A 21,673-nucleotide genomic window follows, 5' to 3' on the forward strand; every position below is an offset into this window, starting at 1 on the left:
CCGGATGGGCTTATAACTGTTTTGCTGTTCTGCGACCTGTGTTCTCATGGCCCGATTGCCGTGTTTTACATCCAATGGAAAATTGTTTAAATCCTGATGGGTTAATTTCAATGGTGTTCGTCTTTGAATATCTCAGGAACATCAACCATCTGAGGAGGGAGCTGGAGTCGAGAGATAGAGCATATTACAGAGCCAGAAAATACCTGCTCAATCGATTCGGGTTTGACGTGGATGATTGCCTGCCTGAACTGTCTGGCGTGGGTTTCTGGAGGCAGTTTCTGACGCCAAATTTCGAGAACCTTGTGGGTGAAATCCTCGCGAGGCTTTATGGCATGGAGAGATTTGACCTTACTTATCTGAAGGATGGGTTTACAACGAGAAATCCGTTCAAATACAGTCTTGTGAGGCCAAAATTTGTAATAAACGATGGCAGAAGATGGATTTTGAGGAAGTATTTCCTGGCTGACCGCTTCCTGAATCATCAGGTTATTGAGGATATTGGCTCTCTGGATAATTTAAAAAAGGCTTACCGGGTTCATATAGACTTTGTTGAAAATCTCGGGTACAGCTCCGATTCATGGGACATTTCAGCCTTTTTTTCGACCTTTGTTAAATGTTCTCTGGAAACTCTGGAACGGAAGGATGCTGGCAGGGTGTTCAGGACAGTCTTTGTTCTCACGTCTCGGAATGACGTCCTTGTAAGGAAGAAATTCGAGTTCAATGGCGAGATGTATCGGTCAGAGAACGAGACTCTGAAATTCGGAGATCTGATTGAGCTTGCTGCAGAGGGTCTGGTCATGCCAGCAACATCCACGTACTATTCGGAGCTTTTTTACCTTCTGCCGGGAATTCTTCTGCCCAAATTCGTCCAGATTGAGGCTGTGTTTGAGACTGCTGACGAATGCATACAGACCCCGGCACTCCAGGGCTTCAGAAAATGCAAGGAGATTACGGGCGTATATCCTCTCGTAATTCCAATCCCTGATTTCAATGTTGAGGATGGTTTCAGGTTTACGAAAAATCCTGCCTGTACGACCGTCTGTCTCCCGGTAGAGGAGGCGTTCGAGGCTGTCAATCCGGAAAGCTCGATAAGCTTTTACCGGACAGCATACATGATCGGAAAAAGGCTGGTTCAAACGTTCAAAAGTTAGATTTTCCTCAACCTGGATATGAAAAATCCTGAAGTGTCGTGCAGATGTGGGTAGAGTCTCACAACCCTGTCTGCGTCGGGGAATGTTTTTTTCCCGTATTTTCCTATTCCTGAAACGCCAATCGGCAGGTTGAGGGCGTATATGCTGAACAGCCCCCTTAGTTTAAGCAGGTTACCCTCATTCTCTTCAAATGTTATGCTGCAGGTGGAGTAAACGACTTCATCACCAATTCTCAGTGCGTTTGTGAGCATTTTTCTCTGAAGTCTGAGGAGAGACTGGAACTTCTTTGCATCGTATCTCCACTTCACGTACGGGTAGCCTCTTACCGAGCCTGTGGATGAGCATGGGGCGTCAAGCAGAACCTTGTCAGCCTGAGCCTTGAATTTTGATCCATCTTCCACATGAATTTCAACATTTTTTATGCCGAGTTTTTTCATTCTCAGGCGCATTCTCTCGACCCTTTCTTTTGAGTTATCGACAGCAATAATCTTCCCCCTGTTCTCCATCATTGCGGAAATGTGACTCGTCTTTGATCCCGGTGCGGCGGCAAGGTCAACCACAACATCTCCAGGCTCGGGAGATAGTGCATGGCTCACAAGAGCTGAACCGAGGTCCTGGAGAACAAAATCTCTGTCGTATCCATCAAGCAGGGTCAGGGGTTTTTTGTAGCTCACGACCCTGAAGACCTCTGGCAGAACAGTCTCCTCCAGGTTCACCCCCTGACCTTCAAGCACCTTCCACAGATTTTCTGGAGATATCCTTATGGTGTTTGCCCTGACATAGAGTGTCTGATTGAGGTTTGCGATGAGAAGGTTTTCATAATCCGGAAGTGTTTTTTCGGCGAATTTTATATACCATTCCGGATGAAAATACTTCAGAGCGAGATACTTTCTCCTGCTTCTATTTCTGATTTTTCTAAGCTCGCTTTCGACGTCAAGTTTTTCGGCGTTTCTGAGTATTGCGTTAACAAAACCTGCTGCTTTCGGGCTGATTTCCTTGGCAATCCTTACAGCACTGTCTGTTGCGAGGGCCGGATGCACACCCTTGAAGAACATCTCATAAATTGCAATTCTGAGTAAATTCCTTATAAACGGGTTTACGCTGCCGAGATTCCTGAATCCGAGGGAATTTTGCAGGATGAAATCTATATAGTTCCTTCTCTTTGCAACTTCAAAAACGTAGGCGTGGACGCTCCCTCTGATCCTGTAGTCCAGGTTCTTATCTCTGAAGTACTCTCTGAGAGCCGATTTCTCTGAAATCGTGTTCTCCTCGAGCAGTTGAAGTACTTCTGCCGCAAGTTTTTGGGTAGGGACTACATTACCACCATCTGTGCGTGCCAGCATTCTCCTATCTTCAAAACTCTGTTTTCATCCACGATTCCCATGCTGATTGCGAGCTTCACGGCCCTCTCTCCTGAGATGTTGGCGATTGTGGCCTGTCTGAGCATTTTCTTCACTTCGCTCTCCTCGTAACTTTTTTCACCGTAAAATTCTTCTCTGATTTCGATTTTCAGCTCACCCTCTCTGAAATCCCTGCCAATCAGTTCCTCATCACACACTGCAACAAGCACTTCGCCTTTGACTCTGTACACCTTCATTCTGTATTTCATAACCCCTTAACGGAATGTTTTGCACCGCAGGCAAGGCATTTGACGAAGAGCACCCTCTCCTCTCTTACGAACTCGGTGTCTGGCGCTCCACATTCCTTGCAGATGACGTATGTTTTGACATAATCATCGATTTCCTTCTGCACCTCTCTTTCCGAGAATTTTCCCTGAAGAATGAGCCTTCCGGACTCAACAACACCTGCGGTTCCGAGTGATCTTACAAGATATTTGTAAAGATGCTCCTCACTTCTGTTTATCATTTTGGCTATTGACCCGAAATTCTTTACGATTGTTCTGCTACCCTCTTTCTGAACACTCACTCTCGGAATTTCAAACCTATCTCTGCTGGTGACCTTTTCCGGGAGGAGAGCGTAAGCCCTTTCAAGCAGTTCATCATAACTCTTCATAATCCAACCTCTCTGCAAGCACATAATTAAGTTTTTTCGCCTGTTCGACAAACTCTTCAGGGTAGCTCTCTGAATAGTAAAGGTGTGAATAGCATTTGCAGTCTGAGCTACCAAAACCTTTTATTCCTTCCATGGAGCTTGATGCAAGCTCAGCAAGCCTGTGTTCGTCAGCCAGACATCTGTATGCCTCAATAGCTCTTGCATTTACACTGAGATAATCAACATGCCATCTCAGCTTCTTTTTCCTGGAAAAGTGTCTTTTCACCCTCTTGGAGAAGCCTCTTTTTGCAGAGCCAGTGTAAATGTAATACCCCTTTCTGAACTTTATTCTGCCAAGCCTGCCGACCTCGATTTCTTTGTCTTCGTCAAGTCTGAATATCACAAAATACATGTTTTGAAAATTGCTGCCAGTATTTATATATGACCGTATCTCTCTGGATTGATTTCCCTAATTTTTCCACTGCAAAGCTCACAGTTATCTCTCTGTCTAACCTTTATCTCGTACCACTCCATGGATGCCAGATCTACTCTGATCATTCTTCCCTCAAGGATGTCCCCAAACTCCGATAGCAGTTTTATCGTCTCGGCAGCCTGAATAGTACCGAAGAAACCGGCGGTGAATCCGAAAATTCCAGGAGTTTCATGCTCAATTGCTCTTGGGTAGATGCACCTGTAGCACGGGCTTCCATTTTGATATGTGAATGTTATGGCCTCTCCTTCGGTCTCAAAGACGGCTGCATGGATCATGGGTTTTTTGAGCAGGAAGCATGCATCGTTTATGAGGTATCTCAGCCTCATCGAATCCACACACGAAACCACAACGTCCCAGTCTCTGAAAATTTCGAGAATATTGTCTGGGGATAGCATGAACGGATACGCTACAGCTTCAATCTCTGGATTGAGCTGGTGTATGTATTTTACGGCGGATATTGCTTTGTTCTCTCCTGTCCTACCTGCGTGGATTGTCTGCCTGTTTAGGTTCGTTACCTCAACCTTGTCGTGATCAACGACGCCTATTCTGCCAACACCGGCAGCCGCAAGGTATGTGATTACCGGACTGCCTAATCCTCCGGCCCCAATGACGATTACTCTTGCTTTTTCAAGCCTCTTTTGCCCCTCTTCTCCAAAAAATGGGATTATTATCTGTCTATGGTATCTCTTCCAGTTCATATCTTCTGCTACCTAGTCCGAGTTCTTCGGCATACTCAACCAGTCTTTCGGGAGAAGTCCAGCTCCAGAATTTTTCCTTTATGAGCGCTTTGGAGGTCAGGCTTTCCTTTTTGTAGGCATCTAGACTTGCCGTGTCGATGGAGACTATGTCGTTCGAGGCGTAAACGCCTATGTCTGACACCTGGGGTGGGGCACTGTAGGGGTGGCAGTCGCAGTGTGGAGTTATGTCAATTGCAAAATTCAGAAATGCGAAATTCCCTTTTCCCACGGTATCGATCACTGCTTTGGCCGCCTCAACTATTCTTTCGGCAATGTCATCCCCATCAAGCCAGGGACCGAGCTTTATTGCCCTTTCCTCGCACACCTCCGCGCATCCCAGGCATTTCAGACATTTGTCGAGGTCGATTGAATAATTTTCAATGGCATCAAAGGGACAGATTTCGACGCATCTGTCACATTCCGTGCACTTTTCCTTATCGATCTCTGGCGGGGATGGCAGGTGTATGTCAAACTTTGTCGTTTTCGTCACGCACCCAACACCGATGTTCTTCAAACTTCCTCCAACTCCTCCTCTCATGTGGAGTTTGAAGTGAGTAACTGCAACGACAAAATCTGTCTCGGCTATGGCCCTCGCAACATGCACTTCCTTCAGGTGCCTGGCATTCTGTCTAACCCTGATCGCATCAAAACCTCTCAACCCGTCTGCGATAATTATCGGTGCTCCGACAGTCTGGGATGTGAATCCATTCTCTTCGGCAATCTCAATTCTGCCTATGGCCGTGGTCCTGTCTCTTGTCAGGCCAAGCCCTGTTGTCTCGGTTACATAGATTTTTGCTTTCTTCTCTTTAATTTTCTCAACGACCTTTCTCACAAAAAGTGATCTGAGCATTTTCGTTGTACCTCTGTCTCCGAAATGGGTTTTAACGGCTACAATATCTCCTTTGTCGATGTTATCCAGAATACTGCTTTCTTCAATCAATCTTTCAAGCCGTGAGACCAGACTTTTATCGGGCTGATACCACCTTGTTGGGTCTGTTATTTCAACATCTGCAGGGGTGAAAAACACTTTTGACATAGTTTGACATCTATTGCAAAATATTAAATATCTTTCGAAAAATGAGGTAATATGAAAGGATTGGCTGCCGTAATGGTTATACTCGCCCTGGTTTCAGTGGCTGGAGCTTTCGAGATAATGCTTGAAGGGTATGACGGTGGAAACGTAACTGTCAGGCTTATTTCCCTCGAGAATCAGAATGTCTCCAAGGAATTTACTGTCCAGAACAGCACTCTGCTAATCGACAATCTTGAAAATGGAACATACCATGTGATAGTGGATTACAAAGACCTCAGGTATACTGCCAACATTGTAATTCCTGAAACCGAATCCCTGACTGTGAACTTTGAAAAAACTGACGATGTATCAGTTATTGAGGCAGACAATATACACTACATACTGAATTATGATAACAGCAATGGCTTCTTCGTGGTAATGGAGGTTCTTAACCTCAGAAATACCGGCAATAAGTACTTCTCCGGAAACTTCACAAAGAAACTGCCTGAGGGTGTGGACCATCTTTTCGTGGACCAGCAAACACTTGCACAGTCTGGTGTTTATTTTGAGAATGTCACTCAGGGTGAAGACTACATAGAAATTGAGAATCTCACGGTTCAGCCCAACGGAACATTCACTCTTGCATTCATGTACTTTACCGGTGCTGACCCGGTCCTGATCGTGGATCACCCTGCAAAAGTGTTGAGAGTAATCTCGCCTGAGTTCATCAAAGTTCAGCTTCCAGAGAACTTTGTTCAGGAAAACACCATTACTAACTCAGAAGGAGTCGTTTACAGGGTCTACAGAACTGATAACGTCTCATCCGGCAGCGTATTCCAGCTCCAGGCAGAAGTTGACCAGACCCAGGTCTCTCCGACAGGTACTGCACAGCCCGGGAATTCCGACAGCTCCGGTGTGAATACCACATTGCTGGCAGGAGTTGCCCTTATCGGGGCAGGAGTTGCAATACTTGCGTATTCCAGGTTTTCAAAGAAAGGGGAAGAGGGCGAAGAAGAGGAAGAGGACACAGGTGGATGGGAGATCAAGGAATAATCTCAGTTCCAATTTTTTCTCCTTTTAACGCCTTCTTCAGGTTTTCAGGAGTTCCCAGAAAAACCCTTGCGTTAATCCTGCTTCTCTGAATTATCTTGGCCGCAAGCAAATCGACAACGCTGCTGCTTCCTGCGTTGATTTCGCTTCTGGAGACGATTTCGACAAGCTCTGATGATGTAAGCCTTTCATATCTCTGGGCCTGAGGATTCCTGTTTGGGTCTGAACTGTAAACACCGTCCACCGAAGTAGCGATTAAAAGCTCTTCCGCTCCTAAGAATTCCGCCACAATGGCCGCCGTGGCGTCGGTCGTGTGCCCTGGAAAAGTGCCGCCCATGACAACCTTTTTGCACGTCCTGAGGAGGATTTCCACTTCTTCGGGAGAATGTGGAATCTTGCTTGACGCATCACGTAGGGATGCGGAGAAAACCCTTGCATTCACTCTGGTGACATCAATGCCTATCATATCGCACAGGGTCTCATTTGCTCCCAGATCTCTTGCAATCTCTATGTATCTTCTTGCCAGTTTTCCACCGCCTACAACTATGACAAGCTTACCGTCGAATTCGTTAACCACGTCTGCGAACTCCGAAATTTTGCTGGTTTTGAAGTCTCCGAAAAGAATTGAACCTCCAAGAGCAAGAACTTTCATCCCTTCTCCTTTGTCCTGACGGGTAGAAAAACATTTCGAGTATACTGGAGTGTTTTGAATAAAACAATAAATAGTAAAATATTTATATCATCATGGAAAATAATAATGAGGTGATATTATGGAGTTATCCGATAAGGATGAAAGGCTTGTGGAGCTCTTAGCTGAAGCAGGCTTAAACAGGAATATTGCCAGAGTCGTGGTTTATCTTTCAAAGGTTGGAGAAACAATTTCGAGGGATATTGAACGTGAGGCTAATCTGAGGCAGCCTGAAGTCAGTCTTGCAATGAAGGAACTCAAGAACCTCGGGTGGATCAAGGAGAAGGAAATCAAGAGAAAAGGTAAAGGTAGACCGCTCAAGAGTTACAAGCTCAGTCTCGATATAAAGGATATCGTTAAGGAGCTCGTTGAAAAGAAGAGAGAGGAGCTTAAAAAACTTGAAAGCGAGCTTGAGGAGCTTGAAGAGCTGGTGGGGCTTAAATGAAACTGGATTTGATGCTGGGGAGGAACCATGTCAGGCTGAATGTCGATGAGGCGGTTATAATCTGCCACGGACTGCCTTATGAGCAGGGTTCTGCTATTGACAAGAGTTACGATTTGATGGCAGAATTTTTTTCAAAAAGGGGAATAGCTGCAGTTGTTTTTGATTTTTCCGGGACCGGGAAGAGTAAAGGTGACTTCAGCCTGTTATCCTGGCAGGAAGATCTTGAAAATCTTGTGGACAATTTTGAAAGGGTGCACCTTGTGGGCTTCAGCATGGGGGGCGCCATTGCATACGGTATTGATAACGCAGACACTTACAGCATAATTGCCTCGCCATTCAGTGCCAGAATATTCGAAGACGGACTCCTTGAGGATATCTATTCCAACGCAATTCTTAAAAGAACACTCAGAGGACTTGAGAGTCTGGAATCATTCAAGAAAAAATTCAGAGAAGAATTTGAGATTCTCGCACCCGAAAATTCCATTCCGAAAAGGAACGTTCTTGTGGTTCATGGTGAACACGATGAAATTGTGCCTTTTGAAGAGGGTGCGAAACTTTTCAGGCATGCTAAAAGGCCTAAAAAATTCGTTAATGTGAAAAACGGGGACCATTTTCTCAGGAAGCACAGAAAGGTTCTCGAAGTGGTGTATTCCTGGATTGTGGAAAAAAGAGAGGGGGAATCTGTGGAGCGCATCACTCTTTAATGCTCTCGAGCAATTCCACTATCTGGTTCCACACTTCTTCAATATTCTTCGTTCCGTCGACGTTCTTGAGTGATCCCTTTCTTGAATAATAATCTATGAGTGGGGCAGTCTGCTCTCTGTACACTCTCAGCCTTTCTTTTACTGTCTCTTCTTTATCGTCGTCCCTCTGATAGAGGTCTCCTCCACATTTATCGCACTTCCCATCCACTTTTGGTGGACTGTATATCAGATTGTACACCGCTCCGCATTCCTTGCAGATCCTTCTGTAGACGATTCTTTTCAGGATCTCTTCATCGGGTACTGCAATGTTTATCACAGCGTCTATCCTTCTGTTCATCTCGTCGAGAATGTCATCAAGTGCTTCTGCCTGGTTTATTGTTCTTGGAAAACCGTCCAGAATGAATCCGCTCTCACAGTCAGGCTGCATCAACCTTTCTTTCACAATGCCGATGACAACCTCATCAGGAACGAGCTCTCCCTTGTCCATGTATTCTTTCGCTTTTTTGCCGAGCTCTGTACCTTTTGCAACCGCATCTCTCAGCATATCTCCCGTTGATATCTGGGGAATGCCATATTTTTCAACGATTCTTTTTGCCTGCGTTCCCTTTCCGGCTCCCGGAGGTCCGAGAAGAATAAGGTTCATGGTGTGATCTTGAAGTGAATTTATTAAAAGTTTCTCATTTTTGTTCGTTAATTATGGTGCAGGCTTTTCTCAGCACATCCCTCACCTCTCCCCTCTTCCAGAGTCCCCCTAACCTGAGGGCAGTTTTTCTTATGCTTCCTGTCCTGAGAAATAGTTCGATTACTTTCTTTTCCTTGTCGTTCAGCCCATCACTCTTTAACGCTTTTTTCGCAATCTCCATTAAATCTGAATTTTTGTAGTACAGTTCTGCAGGATTTACCGGGGTTTCGAAGGGCGTAAACTCAAATTCTATGAGATACAGATTCTCTTCCTGAGAGTAGTACTGTTTCAGCTCTTGAAGAAGCTCATCTGCGCTTGAAAACCCCTCCTTTCTGGCAATTTCATCATCAATTTCGCTGAAGCTGATCTGCCTTATGTTCTTTATTCTTGCTTTTCCGATAATCTTTCCTCCGCTATGCACGTAAACAAGTTCTTCAGGTTTTACGTAGACTCTCTTTCTGATTGTGGACGTTTTCTCACCCTTTAACAGCTTCTCGGCAAACTTTCCCTTGAATTCCAGATGTTTCATATCTCCTCCCCTAAGTATATTCCGTCCTTCGACCTGATTATTCTGAATTTAACGTGCTCTCCTACCGGCCTGTCTGTTATCACCGTAACCACTCTATCCTTAACCACGGCAATTTTCTCACCAAAATTCCTGCCATCCATTATGATTTTTCCCGTGTATACCTGCCCTTTTTTGACCTCTGACGGGTATCTTTTTCTCTTCTCTATTCCGAAGTCCTTCGGGCTTAGGACGAGTTTTACCCCGTATTCCTCCTCCCATTTCCGCAGTCTGTCGTAGAACGTTCTGAAAGACATCACGTGTCTGAGTTTTCGCCCCCCTCTGTAAGGTATGTACTTCTGTATACCGAGAGGGGGCCACTTCTTGCCTGCACCAATGTCCAGGGCGAATTCAATTATTTTTTCGATATCTTCATCATTGACCCTTGGAACCCATACCGGTGCAATGAGGAGGTCTATTTTGCTGTTTGCAATCATCTCAGCAACGTTTTTGACCTTTTCCACCGGATATCTCACACCGTAAATTTTTCTGGCTCTCTCTTCGTCAAGCGTGCTTATGCTGAGATTCACCCTGTCAATTTTTCCTTCAAGACTGTCGATTGTCTTCTCACCCAGAAGTGTTCCATTCGTCTGAACCGAGATGACTTCGGTTTCCCTGAATGATCTGAGTTTTTCCACTAGTTCTGTGAAATATGGATACAGTAACGGTTCTGCCTGCCCATCGATATGTGCTTCAACACCCTCTCCCTTGAATCCGGCGATCTTCGAATACCATTCAGCAAGATAATCCGGATCGATTATGTAGTCGTTGGCTTTGGTTCTGGTCCCCCTGCCCTCGTCAACACTGCAGAAAATGCAGTTGAGATTGCACCCCGTTATCGGTCGTATCTGGAGGAGGTTTGTTCCTCTGTCTATTATTCCAAATGCAGCATGTCCCAGCAGAGGCACTCCCAGCTGTGCGGAGATGTAGTAAAGGTTCCGTTTTGTTGTATGGTGTATCACCCTCTTTTCGTCAGAGTACTGTATTATTTCTTCCTTCGAGTATTTTCTGCTCAGTTTTTCGTAAATTGATTTTTCTATTCTTATTTCTATAATCCTTCTTAGCAGAAAGACCTTTTCTCCATTCGCTTCGTACTCGGCTATCATGCTTTCTGCTTTTTCAGCACTTCAAAGCCCTTTTCAGTAAGTCTGTATGTTTCTCCCTCTTTGTTAATAAAATTCTGCTCCACAAGTCTTGCAATAACGCTTTCAAGCATTTTTTCGGAGATTCGGACTGATTTTTTTATTGAGGTGAAATCCATATCTCCGTGTTCAAGCAGTGCCAGCACTCTGAGCATGTTTCCTGAAAGCATACTCTTATTGACGCTTTCGATTTATTAAACTCTTGCGCAAGGATTTTAATCGTAAGTGGAAAGAGTTTATGTGGATGCGCTGAGGGCAGGTCTGAGTTTTTTCACGACACTGCGTATGGGAGGTGATTTTGAAGATCTCACGAATAATCTGTATATAATGCCAGTAATCGGCGCTATCATCGGAGTGCTTGTGGGTGTGATGGGCTTTCCTCTTTTTATGCTCAATCTCGGTATGCTGGCCTTTATTGTTTATGCCGGGATTGAGGGGGTCAATCACATTGATGGGCTCGCGGATTTCTTTGACTCCCTTTTCGCTCCACCCGAGAAAAAAATTAAAGCTCTGAAAGACCTGAATATCGGTACGGGTGGCGTGATCGCCGTTGCATCATATGCTGTTTTTTTAATTGCTCTGTTTGGACAGATGGACTTCAAAACGTATTTGCTTTCCATGGTTCTTGGCCAGGTTCTTGCAAAGCAGGGTATGCTCCACCTTATGCTTTCAGAAAAGCCACTGTGGGAAGGCATGGTATCTGAATTTACCAGAAACAGGAAAAGGCGGGACTGGATTTCCTACGTTTTGACACTGTTCATCTCTGGAATTCTGATGCTGTTCGACCTTCTGTCCGTTGTTGTTTCTCTCATGGTTTATGCTGTTCTTCTTGTGCTGTTTCAGAAATATTTGAGGAGACGGTACGGTGGGATCAACGGAGATATGGTGGGTGCGCTGAACTGCCTGATCCTCCTTTCGGTGGTGATAGTCTGGGCCTCACTGCAATTGTAATGTGCGGGGGAAAGGGAAGCAGAATGGGTTATGTTGAGAAGCCCATGCTATCAATCAATGGAGTCCGGCTAATAGACATGGCTGTGAATGAAGTTGAACGGGCTGGACTTGAAGCCATTTTTGTAACGTCGAGGTTTACCGAGAAAACTGAGAGGTATCTGATGGACAGAGGATTTGAGGTATTTCGGGGTGACGGAACTGGATACATGCGGGACGTTCAGAAAGCTCTCGCAGAGTACGGGTTAACTCACCCCGTGCTGACTCTCAATTCTGATCTGTATTATGTTGTGGGGGGGATAGTAGACAGGGTGCTTTCCCATTACTTTGCTGTGGACACACCTGCACTGACCACTGTGTATCCGAATGGGAGGCATGTGGGCATTAACGTTTTCGATCCCATTTTTGGCGAGCAGGAGGAAGAAAAGATAATATTGGATGAGAGCACTGTAATCAATATTGATACCCCTGCTGACGTGGAGAGAGCGTTATGGATGAGTACTCTGAAAAGAGAAAAAGACTGGTAGAACGGCTGAAAAAAGAGATTGGTTTATCTGAAAAAGTTGCCAGAGCTATGCTTGAGGTACCGAGGCATCTTTTTGTCCCTCCTGAAGTAAGAGGCGAGGCGTACAATGATTATCCTCTCCTCATTGGGCACGGTCAGACAATAAGTGCACCCCACATGGTTGCAATAATGTGTGAGCTTCTTGACCTGGAAGAGGGTGATAAGGTCCTCGAGGTTGGAGCCGGAAGCGGATACCATGCTGCAGTGGTCTCCAGAATTGTGGGTGAGAACGGTGCTGTCATAAGCGTGGAGCGAATTCCGGAGCTTGCAGATATGGCGAGGAAAACACTGGAAGCTCTTGGCTACACCAATGTGAAGGTCGTTGTGGGGGATGGAAGCATCGGCTATGAGCCTGAGGCACCGTACGATAAAATATATGTTACTGCCTCAGCTCCAAGAATTCCAGCAAAGCTTTTGATGCAGCTGAAAAACGGTGGGAGGATGGTTATTCCTGTGGGTGATTTTATTCAGCACCTGTATGTGGTTGACAGGGATGAATATGGCCAGATTAAAACAAGAAACTGGGGGGCGGTGAGATTCGTTCCGCTTGTTGGAGAAAATGGCTTCAGAGAATAAAAAATGTAAAAAATTTTAAGCTTCCTCGACAAGCTCGTAGCAGTACTTTCTCACCCTCTCTTCTTCAGTGGGCTTCGTCAGGAGGGACACTATGATGAACAGCAGGAATCCCACCGGAACTGCCCAGACCTGATGCGGTGTTACGAGCCATGCTGCCTTGTTGTCGCCGAAGAGTACCTGGTTCAGGAAGAACCATGCATGATGTCCAAGCACATTCTTTGCGTAGAGCCATGCGAACATGTGAAGGAAGAACATCACTATTGCGGTCGTCCACATTGCGGTTTTCGTTGCTCTTGGCCACCAGAGACCGAGTATGAGTCCGGGGCCGAGTGATGCTATGAGCGCAATGAATGCCAGTCCTGAGAGATCAAGGATCAGTGCTGGTGGGTTGATTGCCAGCAGCATGCTCACGAGCAGGAATACTGCTGAAACAATTCTTGCAACGGTGATCGGCTTCTCCTGTACGTATCTGCTTTTCAGCTGCAGGCCGAAGATGTCTCTTGTGAACAGAGTGTTGACGACCATCGCCCATCCTGCTGCTGTTGACATTGCAATGGCAAGACCTCCTGCTGCAAGCACACCGAGAACGAACGGGTTTCCAAGCGCTTCAACTGCCGCTATCAGTGAATAGTCGAGAGGCGTTCCCACACCGTACTGCTGCTGGATAAGTGCCATTACTTTCAGCGCATTGTTGCCCGCTTCCTGAGCCAGTGGATGGTACATTTCAATTGCCGCTTTTGCTCCAGCACCGATAAGTTCAAGGCCGATGTAGAATATACCTCCGAAAAGTGCAGCCCAGAAGACACTCCTTCTTGCCGTTCTGATGTCCATTGCTGTGAAAAACCTCACGACCGTGTATGGCATTACGGCAAATCCGAAGTGCCAGACGAAGAACCAACCTGCGAGTCCGATCCATGTTCCTGTAAACGGGTGTGGTGGTTTCGGATCTGCGGGACTGTTGAAAAATGTTGGTTTGCTCTGAAGAACCGTCTGATGAAACATCTCGAGACCGCCAAACTTCATCACGAGGGCAATTCCTGCAATGACCGACGCTATGGTCATCAATGCTGCCTGAAATGCTGAGTTCCATGATGTGGCGATCATTCCTCCCCATATAACGTACAGCATGACGATTACCGTACCGATGATGACGCCGTAGATGTACTTCACTTTAAGAATTGCCAGGAGGAAAAGCGCCATTCCGATTATCGAAAGCGTGATGTACAGTATTGCCCCGAATGCAGCAATTATGGCAATCAGCCATCTCAGCCTGTCATCTCCGTACCTGTCTGCATAGTAATCTGCAAAGCTTGTTGGAGCGTATTTTCTGAGAGGTGCTGCTGTTATGAACGTGGCAAGACCCATACCCAGTATGATTGCTGCCATTGCCCACCAGAACGGATAACCGAGGATGAAGACAAAGGCAGGCAAACCGAGCATTGAAGCCGGGCTTAGATACGTCGATGTCAGTGCAAGCCCATTGACAAAGCTGCCTATCTGTCTTCCTGCCACATAATAGTCTGTAGCGCTCTTCAGCATCTTTCTGCTCCACCAACCGATGCCTATGGTTGCTATGAAATACAAAGCTGCAATACCTACAACCGTTGGGTCCATCAGCCACCACCTCTCGCCTTTTCAGACCTCTCCGCCAGGTAGAAGTATATGAACGCCACAAGCGGTGGCATTATCATCGTCTCTATTACCCCGGCGTATATCGTCGGAGCAAGCACTGGTCCGATCCATACATGGTTCAGCCCTGTCATCGCTTCTATGGCCCACATCAGGAATGTGTAGCCATACATCAGCACTACACCTATCCAAAACGCTTTTGGAGGCCATGGCATTCTATCACCTTACGTCAATTGAAAATAATTAAGAATATAAATTTTTCGCAATTTATCATTACTTAGCAAAAAATTATTAAATGAATGGAAAACGAGCTGTTTAATTCTTAATGATTTCCACCCGTAATCTTCAAAATGTGAAACTTCCTTTGTCCAGTCCGACTCTCTGTATAAATGAATTCAGGGCTTCAAATGTGTTTATTCCGTATTTTATAAGCCGCATAACTTGAATCTGGAATATGTGTGCTTCGATTAGTGCATCCGCAAGAGCGCTGTGCCTGTAATTCATTTCGACGTTGTATTTTCTTGCGAGAGCTTCAAGTGTGAGGTCTTCGTTTTTCGGCCTTTCTCCAAAAATTTCGCCTATGACTCTCTCCATCATGGCGATATCCAGAAATCTTTCTATTTTTACGTGTTTACCGCAGTTTTTGAATTCTTTTTCCAGGAATTCTATATCAATCGTGATTCCATGCCCGACAACTATTCTCTCCTGCAGCATCTCTTCAATTTTGTGGGATAATGAGCAGAAATCTGGGGCATCCTCAATATCCTTCGGGATAATTCCGTGGTATTTGGCGGAGGCTATGCTCAGATCATCTACGTTTTCCGGTCTTATGTATGCCGTAAACACGTCGTTCATCTGTATTCTGAGACCGTCCATTGGAATCATCGCTATGCTGATTATTCTGTCCTTTTTCATGTTCAGTCCTGTGGTTTCAACATCAACCACCACGAATTTTTCCTCTCTCAAATCCTGTCAACTCCGTAATAGCTTTTTACAAATTTCTGGAAATTCTTTATTATTTTGAGACTCTCTCTCAGGATAGCCACATCGAGTTTCTCAAGCTCGTCGTATTTTATCACGTTATCTCCGGATTTAATCTGGTGTTTCAGCCTCAGATTCTGGATGTATTCGAATGATTCTTTAAGCTCCTCTGCCCGGCTCTCTCCGAAAACATCTATCAGGTGAGAAATGCGGGCAAGAGTATTCGGTTCCTGTATGTTGTTATCTATGGCAAAGACCCTCACGGCGTTCACAATAGGATATATCGCATGTTTTTTCAGGTCTATGCCTTTTTCGAGATCTTTTATTCCGAAAAACCCTATGGGTGGTTCAAGAGCCACCGCATCGAGGGCGAGAAACCTCATTGTCTGTTTGTTTTTGATTTCAAGTATGTGGTCAAAAAGCTCGTCGTACAGTTTTTTATCACCAAACATGTGTCTCATGTCCAGGAAAACTGTCAGAAGTCGCAGGTTTTTTGGTGTCGTGTTGGAAAACCATTCTGAAAACATTTTTTTCCATTCATCAATGGTGTAGTGCCATTTAACTGCCATGTATCCTGCCCTGCATTTCGGGATTCCTATATAATCGAGGGCGTCGTTCACGTCCTCCAGAAAATCTTCAGGCAAACCGTTTTCGGTTATAACTGCGTTATCCTGGTCTGTGGCGATTATCTGCTCTCTCCTTCCACTGCTTCCCATGTTTATCCACGAAAAGCTTTTCTTCAGGGAAAATTCCTCTGACAGCTCGACAAGAACCTTGACGTACGTCCAGTCATAGATCGAGCTTATCATTCTGGAGAGGTCCTTGAATGAAAGGCCTCTTAACGCAAGCACCTTGATCTCTCTTTTCACCTCACCGAATATCTCTTTCATTTCTGCAAAGTCCTTGGCCCTTCTCATCTCGGCGTAAAGCCTTACAATTTTTGCGAATGGTTCGAATATTGACAGAATATCCTTTATTGAAATTACCCCTTCAAGATTTCCGTTTCTGGTGATTACGAGATGTGTGATTCCGTTTTCCATCATTTTTACGTACGCTTCAAAAACTGGGTCTTCAATCTCAGAAGTTATGAGGTTCTGTGTCATGTAGTCTGAAACAGGTGCATCTATGTCTTTTTGAGAAACCGCTCTCTTCAGATCAGTGTCTGTGAATATTCCTGACAGTTTTCCTCCCCCTGTAACCACAACGCTCCCCACTCTGTTCTTCAGCATAACTTCTGCTGCATCTTTTACAGAATAACTTGGATAGCAGGTTACCGGAGGTCTGGAAATGAGGACTGAGACCGGTTTGAGGAATACTTCTTCTATTGCCTTATCGAATGCAAGCTCACTGAACTTTTTCTCTCTGAAGACCTCAAAGAACTTTTTAAATCTGCTATTTTTGAAAGCAACCTTTTTAATCAGCTGTTTTTCGAATATGTAGCACACCGTGTCCTCTATGGCCACAGCATCGGCGTCAAAATAGTCATTTTCTGACATTATGGTTGAGATTGGAAACAGCTCTCCTGAAGACAGGATCTCTTCATGGTCATTTTTGATGAGGACTCTGCCAGTGTAAATGTAGAATATTTGACCTGGAACAGTATTTTTCGGGATTATTGTTTCCCCTTCTTCAAATGCGTTTATTTCCATGGAATTTATGATCTCGTCAATTTCGTCTTCTGTCAGATAGCTGAATGGAGGGGTCTTCTTCAGCAGCTCTTTGGGTGGTATCATCGGCTCACCGGATATAATTCATGATAAATGTTTTTAAAATATTTCCAAAATAGCTGGGGGAGACCCCCGGCCTCAGATAAACATTACACCTTTTGCTTCAAAGCTTACTGGTTTGTTGTCCTTCTTCAGGACCTTATCGACTGCTCTCTCAAAGTCAGCCATTGTTACTCTCGCTCTTTCCTGTTTTATTGCGAACATGCCTGCCTCTGTCACGATGGCCTTTATATCTGCACCGCTTGCACCTTCTGTCATCTCTGCAAGTCTGCTGAAGTCCACGTCATCTGCGAGTCTCATCTTTCTTGAGTGTATCCTGAAGATCTGTTCTCTACCCTCTGGGTTTGGAAGCGGTATCTCGATTATTCTGTCAAATCTGCCAGGTCTGAGTATTGCTGGATCCAGTATGTCAATTCTGTTTGTTGCACCGATGATTTTCACATCTCCTCTTGGATCAAAGCCATCCATTTCAGCCAGAAGCTGCATTAATGTCCTCTGTACTTCCCTGTCACCGCTGGTATCGCTGTTGGTTCTTCTTGCGGCTATTGCGTCTATTTCGTCAATGAAGAGTATTGTCGGGGCCTTTTCTCTTGCGAGGTCGAAGACCTCCCTAACAAGTCTTGCACCCTCTCCGATGTATTTCTGAACGAGTTCACTGCCGACGACTCTGATGAATGTGGCATTTGTTTCAGTTGCCACTGCCTTTGCGATGAGCGTTTTTCCTGTGCCAGGTGGACCGTAAAGCAGTACACCTTTCGGTGGTTCAATTCCGATTTCAGCGAACACCTCTGGCTTCAGCAGGGGTAGCTCAACAGCTTCTCTCACTTCATCGATCTGCCTGTCAAGCCCACCGATATCGCTGTATGTAACCTCGGGTTTCTCTTCAACTTCGAATCCATAGACCATAGGGTCTTTCGGGGTGGGAAGTATGCTTATTATTGCGAGGGTTTGCTGATGCATTGCAACCCTTGCTCCGGGTTTCAGTTCTGAAAGATCTACATACTGTGAAACATTTACAAGGAATTTTGGTCCCGTAGAGCTTTTTACGACAACCCGTCCATCGTCCAGCACATCTGAAACGGTACCAACAAGGAGAGGTGGTGATCTTAATCTTTCAATTTCGCTTCTAAGCCTTCTAACTTCTCTTTCGAACCTAATTCTTTCTGATTCTACATATCTCTTCTCATCTTCAAGTCTTTTGTAAAGTTCTTTAAGCCTTTCATACTCTCTCTCGAGTAATCTTAACTTGAGCATGACATCCTCGTTCCCGGCTGGAGATTCTACCATATCGCCTGTCATATTTCTCTTCCCTATTCTTTTTTTGACCCGTTTTCCGGGGGTCTCCGATTAAAGTTATATAACTTCAAGTATTTTAACTTATTGGAAATTTGGCAGGGGATAGCAATGGAGTGTGAGATCTGCGGGAAGGAGATTAGGGGCAGAACTTTCAGGATTGTCGTTGAGGGAACAGAATTAAGAGTGTGTGCTTCATGCAAGGAATACGGAGTTGAGGACATATCATCGTCATCACAGCACGGTACTGTGAGGGTGGTCAGGAAAGAAAGAAGCAGACCCTCAAGACCAATAGTGTTTACTGAGGAGCTTGTTGAGAACTACAACGAGATAATAAAGCGAGAAAGGCAGAAGAGGGGCTGGAGTCAGGAAGAGCTTGCCAGGAAAATTCAGGAAAAGGAATCACTAATACGGAAGATAGAGAATGCAGAAATAACCCCTGAACCGGAAGTTGTGGAGAAGCTGGAAAGGCTGTTTGATGTAAAGCTCAGAGAGAAGGTTCAGGAAGTGAAGATCGAGAGTCAGAGAAAACTCGTTCCGACACTTGGCGATGTTGTTGTCATAAAGAAAAAGAAAAAGCAGGGCTGAAAAAATTTTTAAATTATTTTTAATTAAGTTTAGGTTGTGAAAAGAGAGGAAATCTTGGTTCTCATTTCCGGGCTTCTCGGAATTTTTGTTGGACTCGGGCTTGCGAGATTTGCATACACGGTCATTCTTGAACCCATGAGGGCTGGACTTGAACTTGGTTATACTGAAATGGGTTCAATCGCATCCCTCAACTTTTTCGGGTACGTTATTTTTTCACCTGTTGTGGGCATTCTGGCAACCAGGTATGGTTCCAAGAGGGTGGTTCTTGGGTCTATGGCAATTATTGTCGCATCTCTGTATCTCACTTCGCTTTCGCGAGGTTTTGTGGATGCAGGGCTTTACAGGTTTCTAACCGGGGCAGGGTCTGCTGGTGTGAATGTTGGACTGGTGGGTTTAATGGCGAAATGGTTTGATGAGCGGAGCAGGGGATTCGCTCTCGGCGTAATCAATTCTGGATCAAGCTGGGGCATCATCTTTGCGGGGGCAACGATACCTTACGTTGTCCTCTCCTATGGATGGAATGCAGGATGGGTGTTTCTCTCAGCGATATCACTTTTTGTTCTGCTGATGCTGTTACCTTTGAAAGAGGTACCTTCTGACTTTGTTCCGGAAGTGAAGGTGAAAAGTGGTGATGTTTACAGGCACAGGCCACTCATAGTGCTTGGGATATCGTATGTTTTCTTTGGGGCGTCATACATAATATTCGTGACATTCTACACGTCCCACATCATCAAAAACGGAATAGATTATGAGGTCGCAGGGCATCTCTGGGCTATCGTCGGAATTCTGTCAATTTTGAGTGCCATTACCTGGGGAAGAATATCGGACAGGATTGGCAGAAAACAGGCAATTTCTGCCGTGTATCTGTTGATGGGTTCTGCGTTTCTTGTCTTTGCACTTGCTTCCAGCCTGGGGCTTTTCCTAATCTCGACCCTGATGGCAGGTCTCTCGATGCTCGCAATACCCCCACTCGTCCAGGCTTACTGTGGTGATATTGCGGGTAAAAATTCTGCTTCGGCAGCAATCGGGTTCGTAACTCTGTTTTTTGGGATTGGGCAGATGTTCGGGCCGGGTGTCGCTGGATTTCTTGCTGACTTGACAGGTGATTTTGTATTGCCCCTTGCACTTGCAGGTACACTTGGGATCGCTGGTGGCATAGTCGTGAGGAAGACGTAGGCGAAGGCATGTTGGCGCCTCTCATTTTTTCAGGCCCAGTCTGGACATTGTATCGGCAGACCCTATATTGTGAAGTTCACTCGCACAGAAGGGGAAAAAGTTGTGAAATATTGGCTAAGCAAGGTACCATCTTGTCCCGTGCTTGGTGTCTACGAGCATTATTCCTCTATTTTTGAACTCATCCCGTATCATGTCTGCCGTTTTGAAGTCCTTCATTCTTCTTGCCTCTTCTCTTTCAACTATCTTCGCCCTGTCTTCCTCGCCCAGTAGCGGTGATCGGCCGTAATCTTTGATGAGGCCCATTATATCCATCATTGTGTAAAGCTCATCGAACGCTTTTTCCAGGCTCTTGAGGCTTGCAGAGAACTGTCTGCTGTTTATGTTGGAGGCGAGTTCATGCATTACTGCCAAAGCTCTCGGCGTGTTGAAATCGTTTTCCAGCGCCTCCACGAAACCATCCATTAGAGAGGGTATTTCTTCGCCTTCTCTGCCCACCTGGAATGTCTTTATGTGTGCAATCTCCATATCTGCATTCCGGAGAGAATTCAGCAAATATTCGTAAGATTTCTTTGCTTCAATCACCTTTTCTTCAGAGTAGTCGAGAGGATGTCTGTAATGGGCTGAAATGAGGAGGTATCTGAGAGCTAAACCTCCATATTTCTCCACAACATCGCGTATTTTCACTATGTTCCCCAGACTCTTGCTCATCTTTTCCCCATTGACTGTTATGAAATTGTTGTGGATCCAGTATCTGACAGGCTCGGTGTCGAAAAGAGCGTAGCTCTGGGCTCTCTCATTCTCATGATGTGGAAAGACAAGATCCATGCCCCCACCATGTATGTCAAACGGAACTCCGAGAATATCTGAGGACATGATGCTGCACTCTATGTGCCACCCCGGTCTTCCAGGCCCCCAGGGAGAGTCGAAATAAGATTCTGCCCTGAAATCCTCTTCTTTTGCTGACTTCCACAGAGCGAAGTCTCTTTTATCTTTTTTTTGCGGATCAGGCTCGATTCTGTGTCTTTCAAGCTCCTGAGTGCTTAATCCTGACAGCTTTCCGTAGCTCTCGAACGCCGGTACGTGGAAATAAACGTCGTAACCGTTCTCTTTTCTGACAGTGTATGCGAAACCTTTTTCGATGAGCTTTTCTACTGCCCTGATTATTTGGGGGATATACTCCGACACCTTTGGTCTTATGCATTCCTTCACATTAAGCTCTTCTATGTCCTTCAGGAACTCATTAATGAATTTGTTTGAGATCTCTAAGGCTTTTTTCCCCTCATTAACCGCTCTGCTGATGATTTTGTCGTCAATATCTGTAAAATTCTGGACGATTTTTACTCTGTGTCCCCTGAATTCCAGGTACCTTCTGAGTGCATCAAAAATAACGACATTCCTCGCATGGCCGATATGTGAGTAGTCGTAGGCGGTTATGCCACAAACATAAATTCTCACTTCATTTTCAAGGTCCAGTTCGATCAGGTCTTTTTTCATGGTGTCGAAAAGTTTCATAAATCAAAAATCAAATT

General features: G+C 45.2%; 26 protein-coding genes. 9 read left to right on the plus strand and 17 right to left on the minus strand.

The genetic code is table 11. The features are described from left to right. Positions 1 to 110 precede the first annotated feature (110 nt). Entirely contained in the window at positions 111 to 1,151 is a 1,041-nt protein-coding gene (locus GACE_RS01950) for a hypothetical protein (protein WP_048090719.1), read from the plus strand. Here GACE_RS01950 and GACE_RS01955 read toward each other — a convergent pair. Genes GACE_RS01955 through GACE_RS01980 form a run of 6 tightly spaced genes read right to left on the minus strand, consistent with a single transcriptional unit; the run spans position 1,148 to position 5,409 of the window. Continuing rightward, positions 1,148 to 2,494 carry an RsmB/NOP family class I SAM-dependent RNA methyltransferase gene (locus GACE_RS01955; protein WP_048090722.1) on the minus strand — a complete coding sequence of 449 codons (1,347 nt, stop codon included), beginning with the start codon at positions 2,492 to 2,494 and terminating at the stop codon, positions 1,148 to 1,150. The genes GACE_RS01950 and GACE_RS01955 overlap by 4 nt on opposite strands. Continuing rightward, positions 2,464 to 2,760: a DUF424 domain-containing protein gene (locus tag GACE_RS01960; protein WP_048090724.1), complete on the minus strand. Its 297-nt coding sequence runs from the start codon at positions 2,758 to 2,760 to the stop codon at positions 2,464 to 2,466. Before GACE_RS01960 ends, GACE_RS01955 begins: the two co-directional genes overlap by 31 nt. Next, on the minus strand, positions 2,757 to 3,164 hold the full coding sequence (locus tag GACE_RS01965) for a translation initiation factor IF-2 subunit beta (RefSeq protein WP_048090726.1): 408 nt from the start codon (positions 3,162 to 3,164) through the stop codon (positions 2,757 to 2,759). Before GACE_RS01965 ends, GACE_RS01960 begins: the two co-directional genes overlap by 4 nt. Further along, positions 3,151 to 3,555 (minus strand): GIY-YIG nuclease family protein, encoded by a 405-nt coding sequence (locus GACE_RS01970; protein WP_048090729.1) that lies wholly within the window; start codon positions 3,553 to 3,555, stop codon positions 3,151 to 3,153. The genes GACE_RS01965 and GACE_RS01970 overlap by 14 nt, the downstream gene beginning before the upstream one ends. Before the next feature lie 23 nt (positions 3,556 to 3,578). Then, positions 3,579 to 4,334 (minus strand): HesA/MoeB/ThiF family protein, encoded by a 756-nt coding sequence (locus tag GACE_RS01975; protein WP_048090731.1) that lies wholly within the window; start codon positions 4,332 to 4,334, stop codon positions 3,579 to 3,581. Beyond that, positions 4,312 to 5,409, minus strand: a complete 1,098-nt coding sequence (locus GACE_RS01980; protein WP_048090733.1) for a DUF362 domain-containing protein — start codon at positions 5,407 to 5,409, stop codon at positions 4,312 to 4,314. Before GACE_RS01980 ends, GACE_RS01975 begins: the two co-directional genes overlap by 23 nt. A gap of 51 nt (positions 5,410 to 5,460) precedes the next feature. Here GACE_RS01980 and GACE_RS01985 point away from each other — a divergent pair, with 51 nt between their 5' ends. After that, positions 5,461 to 6,438: a hypothetical protein gene (locus GACE_RS01985; RefSeq protein WP_048090736.1), complete on the plus strand. Its 978-nt coding sequence runs from the start codon at positions 5,461 to 5,463 to the stop codon at positions 6,436 to 6,438. On the opposite strand, the gene pyrH is transcribed toward GACE_RS01985, so the two are convergent. Next, complete coding sequence (gene pyrH, locus GACE_RS01990; RefSeq protein ID WP_048090740.1) at positions 6,428 to 7,087, minus strand: UMP kinase; 660 nt, start codon at positions 7,085 to 7,087, stop codon at positions 6,428 to 6,430. The genes GACE_RS01985 and pyrH overlap by 11 nt on opposite strands. Positions 7,088 to 7,205: 118 nt before the next feature. Between pyrH and GACE_RS01995 the strand changes: the two genes are divergently transcribed. Next, positions 7,206 to 7,568, plus strand: a complete 363-nt coding sequence (locus GACE_RS01995) for an ArsR family transcriptional regulator (RefSeq protein WP_048090743.1) — start codon at positions 7,206 to 7,208, stop codon at positions 7,566 to 7,568. Beyond that, on the plus strand, positions 7,565 to 8,272 hold the full coding sequence (locus GACE_RS02000; RefSeq protein WP_048090745.1) for an alpha/beta hydrolase family protein: 708 nt from the start codon (positions 7,565 to 7,567) through the stop codon (positions 8,270 to 8,272). Before GACE_RS01995 ends, GACE_RS02000 begins: the two co-directional genes overlap by 4 nt. On the opposite strand, the gene GACE_RS02005 is transcribed toward GACE_RS02000, so the two are convergent. The 4 genes from GACE_RS02005 to GACE_RS02020 are packed head-to-tail and all read right to left on the minus strand — an operon-like array spanning position 8,262 to position 10,831. Next, entirely contained in the window at positions 8,262 to 8,915 is a 654-nt protein-coding gene (locus GACE_RS02005) for an adenylate kinase (protein WP_048090747.1), read from the minus strand. The genes GACE_RS02000 and GACE_RS02005 overlap by 11 nt on opposite strands. Before the next feature lie 34 nt (positions 8,916 to 8,949). Beyond that, entirely contained in the window at positions 8,950 to 9,483 is a 534-nt protein-coding gene (locus GACE_RS02010; RefSeq protein WP_048090749.1) for an ASCH domain-containing protein, read from the minus strand. Further along, positions 9,480 to 10,625 (minus strand): radical SAM protein, encoded by a 1,146-nt coding sequence (locus tag GACE_RS02015; protein WP_048090752.1) that lies wholly within the window; start codon positions 10,623 to 10,625, stop codon positions 9,480 to 9,482. The genes GACE_RS02010 and GACE_RS02015 overlap by 4 nt, the downstream gene beginning before the upstream one ends. Beyond that, a complete protein-coding gene (locus GACE_RS02020) occupies positions 10,622 to 10,831 on the minus strand; it encodes a winged helix-turn-helix domain-containing protein (protein WP_048090757.1) in 210 nt (69 codons plus the stop codon). Before GACE_RS02020 ends, GACE_RS02015 begins: the two co-directional genes overlap by 4 nt. Positions 10,832 to 10,886: 55 nt before the next feature. Here GACE_RS02020 and cobS point away from each other — a divergent pair, with 55 nt between their 5' ends. From cobS to GACE_RS02035, 3 genes are read left to right on the plus strand one after another with little or no spacing between them, the layout of a single operon-like run. Further along, the gene (cobS, locus tag GACE_RS02025) at positions 10,887 to 11,612 is read left to right on the plus strand and encodes an adenosylcobinamide-GDP ribazoletransferase (RefSeq protein ID WP_052400180.1); all 726 of its coding nucleotides are present in this window, start codon (positions 10,887 to 10,889) and stop codon (positions 11,610 to 11,612) included. A gap of 23 nt (positions 11,613 to 11,635) precedes the next feature. After that, positions 11,636 to 12,136, plus strand: coding sequence for an NTP transferase domain-containing protein (locus GACE_RS02030; protein WP_158413789.1), 501 nt, complete (start codon positions 11,636 to 11,638; stop codon positions 12,134 to 12,136). Then, a complete protein-coding gene (locus tag GACE_RS02035) occupies positions 12,100 to 12,750 on the plus strand; it encodes a protein-L-isoaspartate O-methyltransferase (RefSeq protein ID WP_048090762.1) in 651 nt (216 codons plus the stop codon). The genes GACE_RS02030 and GACE_RS02035 overlap by 37 nt, the downstream gene beginning before the upstream one ends. Before the next feature lie 15 nt (positions 12,751 to 12,765). Here the strand turns inward: GACE_RS02035 and GACE_RS02040 are convergent, their stop codons facing one another. The 5 genes from GACE_RS02040 to GACE_RS02060 all read right to left on the minus strand — a co-directional run bounded on the left by GACE_RS02040 (position 12,766) and on the right by GACE_RS02060 (position 18,374). After that, positions 12,766 to 14,364 carry a sodium:solute symporter family protein gene (locus GACE_RS02040; RefSeq protein WP_048090767.1) on the minus strand — a complete coding sequence of 533 codons (1,599 nt, stop codon included), beginning with the start codon at positions 14,362 to 14,364 and terminating at the stop codon, positions 12,766 to 12,768. Further along, positions 14,364 to 14,594 (minus strand): hypothetical protein, encoded by a 231-nt coding sequence (locus GACE_RS02045; RefSeq protein WP_048090769.1) that lies wholly within the window; start codon positions 14,592 to 14,594, stop codon positions 14,364 to 14,366. The genes GACE_RS02040 and GACE_RS02045 overlap by 1 nt, the downstream gene beginning before the upstream one ends. Positions 14,595 to 14,724: 130 nt before the next feature. Further along, complete coding sequence (locus tag GACE_RS02050; RefSeq protein ID WP_048090771.1) at positions 14,725 to 15,345, minus strand: 3'-5' exonuclease; 621 nt, start codon at positions 15,343 to 15,345, stop codon at positions 14,725 to 14,727. Next, positions 15,342 to 17,093 (minus strand): putative nucleotidyltransferase substrate binding domain-containing protein, encoded by a 1,752-nt coding sequence (locus GACE_RS02055; RefSeq protein ID WP_048090774.1) that lies wholly within the window; start codon positions 17,091 to 17,093, stop codon positions 15,342 to 15,344. Before GACE_RS02055 ends, GACE_RS02050 begins: the two co-directional genes overlap by 4 nt. A 72-nt stretch (positions 17,094 to 17,165) precedes the next feature. After that, positions 17,166 to 18,374: a proteasome-activating nucleotidase gene (locus tag GACE_RS02060; RefSeq protein ID WP_202962742.1), complete on the minus strand. Its 1,209-nt coding sequence runs from the start codon at positions 18,372 to 18,374 to the stop codon at positions 17,166 to 17,168. A gap of 117 nt (positions 18,375 to 18,491) precedes the next feature. On the opposite strand from GACE_RS02060, the gene GACE_RS02065 reads away from it, so the two are divergent. Together GACE_RS02065 and GACE_RS02070 are read left to right on the plus strand one after the other, a co-directional pair. Next, complete coding sequence (locus GACE_RS02065; RefSeq protein ID WP_048090780.1) at positions 18,492 to 18,968, plus strand: multiprotein bridging factor aMBF1; 477 nt, start codon at positions 18,492 to 18,494, stop codon at positions 18,966 to 18,968. A 36-nt stretch (positions 18,969 to 19,004) separates the two neighbouring features. Beyond that, positions 19,005 to 20,144 carry an MFS transporter gene (locus tag GACE_RS02070; protein ID WP_048090782.1) on the plus strand — a complete coding sequence of 380 codons (1,140 nt, stop codon included), beginning with the start codon at positions 19,005 to 19,007 and terminating at the stop codon, positions 20,142 to 20,144. A gap of 114 nt (positions 20,145 to 20,258) precedes the next feature. On the opposite strand, the gene cysS is transcribed toward GACE_RS02070, so the two are convergent. Then, a complete protein-coding gene (cysS, locus tag GACE_RS02075; RefSeq protein ID WP_048090784.1) occupies positions 20,259 to 21,656 on the minus strand; it encodes a cysteine--tRNA ligase in 1,398 nt (465 codons plus the stop codon). Positions 21,657 to 21,673: the final 17 nt, after the last annotated feature.

Origin of the sequence: Geoglobus acetivorans (assembly GCF_000789255.1) — an archaeon.
Lineage (GTDB): Archaea > Halobacteriota > Archaeoglobi > Archaeoglobales > Archaeoglobaceae > Geoglobus > Geoglobus acetivorans_B.